Source organism: Bifidobacterium sp. UBA6881, assembly GCA_002451435.1.
In the GTDB taxonomy this organism is placed as follows: Bacteria; Actinomycetota; Actinomycetes; order Actinomycetales; family Bifidobacteriaceae; genus Bifidobacterium.
In genome coordinates this window covers 5,523-8,924 of record DKCF01000091.1, presented here as the reverse complement: position 1 = coordinate 8,924, position 3,402 = coordinate 5,523, and the positions used below count along the sequence as shown (strand labels likewise).

2 protein-coding genes and 1 pseudogene (1 of these 3 cut by a window edge) are annotated in these 3,402 nt (G+C 62.9%); 2 read left to right on the top strand and 1 reads right to left on the bottom strand.

The features are described from left to right. A pseudogene (locus B3C64_RS07020) lies at positions 1-969 on the top strand (serine/threonine protein phosphatase); it begins 472 nt to the left of the window's first position. 139 nt (positions 970-1,108) lie between these two features. Here B3C64_RS07020 and B3C64_RS07015 read toward each other — a convergent pair. Then, positions 1,109-1,930: an IclR family transcriptional regulator gene (locus tag B3C64_RS07015; RefSeq protein ID WP_414632179.1), complete on the bottom strand. Its 822-nt coding sequence runs from the start codon at positions 1,928-1,930 to the stop codon at positions 1,109-1,111. Positions 1,931-2,248: 318 nt separating this feature from the next. Here B3C64_RS07015 and leuC point away from each other — a divergent pair. Further along, positions 2,249-3,402 (top strand): 3-isopropylmalate dehydratase large subunit (gene leuC / locus B3C64_RS07010; protein WP_291534685.1); only part of this gene is annotated, 1,154 nt, incomplete at its 3' end.

Below are 3,402 nucleotides of genomic sequence, written 5' to 3'. Positions count from 1 at the left end.
GGACTCGGCGACGCCGAAATCGAAGCCATCTGCAAGGAGTTCCCGGGATGCCTGAACCCCGGCGCCGCCGAATCGTCTGGGACGCCGCGTGGCATGGCCGATGATGCCGCATACGAGGCATCGCGCGATGCGGCATGCGATGGTTCGGCCGATGCGGCGCGCAATGGTTTCCATGATGGTTCGGACGATGGCGCGAACAATGCGTCACCGCTGCCGGAGCAGCGCGTGTACGCGTGCGAGCCGGGCACGTTCGCATTGCCGGTGGCGGATGCCGGACGCACACGCGACGTGTTGGGATTGGTGTTGCTGGATTCCGGCGATTACGCGCGCTCGGGCGGCTATGGAAGCCCGAGCGCCGTGGCATTGCGGTTCCTCGCCGATGCGCCGCATCGCATGGCCTCATCGGGCATGGACACGTTGCCCTGCATGGTATTCCAGCATTTCGCGCTCGCACAGTATTATCAGTTGCTCAAACCGGCCGCTGCGAACGCCGCGCATGCCATCGAAGGCTACCGCGGTTTCGCCGGCAGGCATTACACGTTGGACGAGGACCGCGTGCAGGCGGGCGGGTATCTGGGCGAAGGCGTCAGCTGTCCGGATGCCGACAGCGGTGAATTCACGATTCTGCGGAACAACGGGTATTTCGCCATCTCGGCGGGGCATGACCATCGCAATGCGTTCGTCGGCACGATGGACGGCGTGATGATGATCGCCTCGCCGACCAGCGGATTCGGATCATATGGTCCGGTGCCGGCTAAGCGCGCCGCGAGACTGATCGAATTCGACATACGGCATCCGTACCAGCCGCGCACGCAATTGCTGGAATACGGCGAGCTGGTTGGCAAACCAAGTGCCGGCAAGGCCTATATATATGGTATGACCAGCGAATCGAAGCCGGATTCCGAAGGCATGGATCTGCTGCATCGGCCCACATGGTGGAGCAAGTTGCTTTCCTGGGTGCGCCGCTGAGGTTCCCGTGATTGCGCGCCGTTCGCGGAGTGGATCGGTATAACGACGACGCCGGCCTTGCGGTTCTTCGTCCTGTGGCGGGAACCGCAAAGCCGGCGTCGTTCAATGCCGTGCCGGAACGGCTGTTTTGCCGAATCCGTCAGCGGCCGGTGGAGGCCTTGATCAGCGCTTCGGTGAGGTACTTTCCGGCCGCCATGACCAGCGGCGCGTAACGGCGTCCCGGATTGGAACCCATGCGGCCGTTCGGACCGGAAATCGAAATGGCGGCGATCACCTGGCCGGAGGCGTTGCGGATGGGCGCGGAAATGGAGCACACGCCCTCGTCGCGTTCGTTCACCGATTCCGCCCAGCCGCGCTTGCGCACTGCGGTGAGCTTCGCCGCGGTGAATTTGGCGTGGCGAAGACCCTGATGCAGACGTTCGGAATCCTCCCAGGCCAGCAGGATCTGCGCGGCCGAACCGGCCTCCATGGAAAGCATCGCGCCGACGGGAATCGAATCGCGCAATCCGGACGCGCGTTCCACCGCGGCGATGCACACGCGCATATCGCCCTGACGGCGGTAGATCTGCGCGGATTCGCCGGTGCGGTCCAGCAACGTCTGCAGAATCGGCCCGGCCGCGGTCAGCAGACGGTCCTCGCCGGCGGCCGCGGCCAGCTCCGCGAAACGGGAGCCAAGCACGAAACGGCCATGCTGGTCGCGCAACACGAAACGATGGCGTTCCAACGCGATCGCAAGACGGTGCGCGGTCGGACGCGCCAGACCGGTGGCGGAAACCAGCTGTCCAAGTGTGGCGGGGCCGTATTCAAGTGCGTCGAGAATCTTGACGGTCTTATCGAGCACTCCCACGCCGGAATGGATTTCCTTGTTTTCGGCGTCGGTTTCCTGGGAACTGTCCGTCGTGTTCGCAGCGTTGTTCTGCTGTATTGTGGACATGATGGTGCTCGTGTTCGAAGAAGTCATAAGACGGATTATGCCATCTCACATATTGAAATGCAAAATGTGCGTGATGTCGGACTGGGGTAAAGCAGAACATTTACGTTGGTTGATGATACCTGAATAAATGCTGAAAACGTTGAAATTCTAACGATTCCGGAAACGCGCGCAAGGCGTTTCGCCATGGTGCGGCCCGACGGCGCGGCACGTGCGTCCGTAGGCATCTCATATACCGGCATGAAGGTGCGCGAACGCAATGGCAAGCCCATAGGCTTATACCACGAGGAACGCGGGAAGGCAATACCCGCGATGCAATAAGTGAGCAAAATCTGAGGAGGTCCCACAATGGGAACGACATTGGCCGAGAAGGTCTGGGCCGATCATTTGGTGCGCAAGGGTAGCGACGGGGCTCCTGATCTGCTGTACATCGACCTGATGCTGATGCATGAGGTCACCAGCCCGCAGGCGTTCGAGGGCCTGCGTCTGGCCGGCCGCAAGCCGCGTCACGTCGACCAGCTGATCGCCACGGAAGACCACAACACGCCGACGGTCGACATCGACCGTCCGAACCCGGACGCCACGTCCGCGCTGCAGCTGAGCACGCTGGAGAAGAACTGCAAGGATTTCGGCGTGCGTCTGTGCCCGCTCGGCGATGCCGACCAAGGCGTCGTGCACGCGTTCGCCCCGGTGCTGGGACTCACGCAGCCGGGCATGACCATCGTGTGCGGTGATTCGCACACCTCCACCCACGGCGCGTTCGGCGCGATGGCCATCGGCATCGGTACTTCCGAGGTCGAGCATGTCATGGCCACGCAGACCCTGAGCCTCAAGCCGTTCAAGACCATGGCCGTGAACATCGAGGGTGATCTGCCGAAGGGCGTCACCGCCAAGGACATCATCCTTGCGATCATCGCGAAGATCGGCACCGGCGGCGGTCAGGGCCACGTCATCGAATACCGCGGCGAAGCCATCAGGAAGCTGTCGATGGACGCCCGCATGACCATCTGCAACATGTCGATCGAGGCCGGCGCCCGCGCCGGCATGATCGCTCCGGACGAAGTGACCTTCGAATACCTGAAGGGTCGTCCGCACGCGCCGGAAGGCGAAATGTGGGACAAGGCCGTCGAATACTGGAAGACGTTGAAGACCGATGACGACGCCGTGTTCGACAAGGAAGTGACCATCAACGCCGAAGACCTCGAACCGTACGTCACTTGGGGCACCAACCCGGGCCAGGGCACCAAGATCTCCGGCACCGTTCCGGATCCGGCCACGATCAACGACGAGACCGAGCGCGCCGCGGCCGAGCGCGCCATCGCCTACATGGGACTCAAGCCGGGCATGCGCATCAAGGACATCGCCGTGGACACCGTGTTCATCGGCTCCTGCACCAACGGACGTCTTGAGGACCTGCGCGCCGCGGCCGCCATCATGAAGGGCCACCACAAGGCCGACAGCATCCACCGCGTGCTCGTCGTGCCGGCATCCTCCCGCGTGCG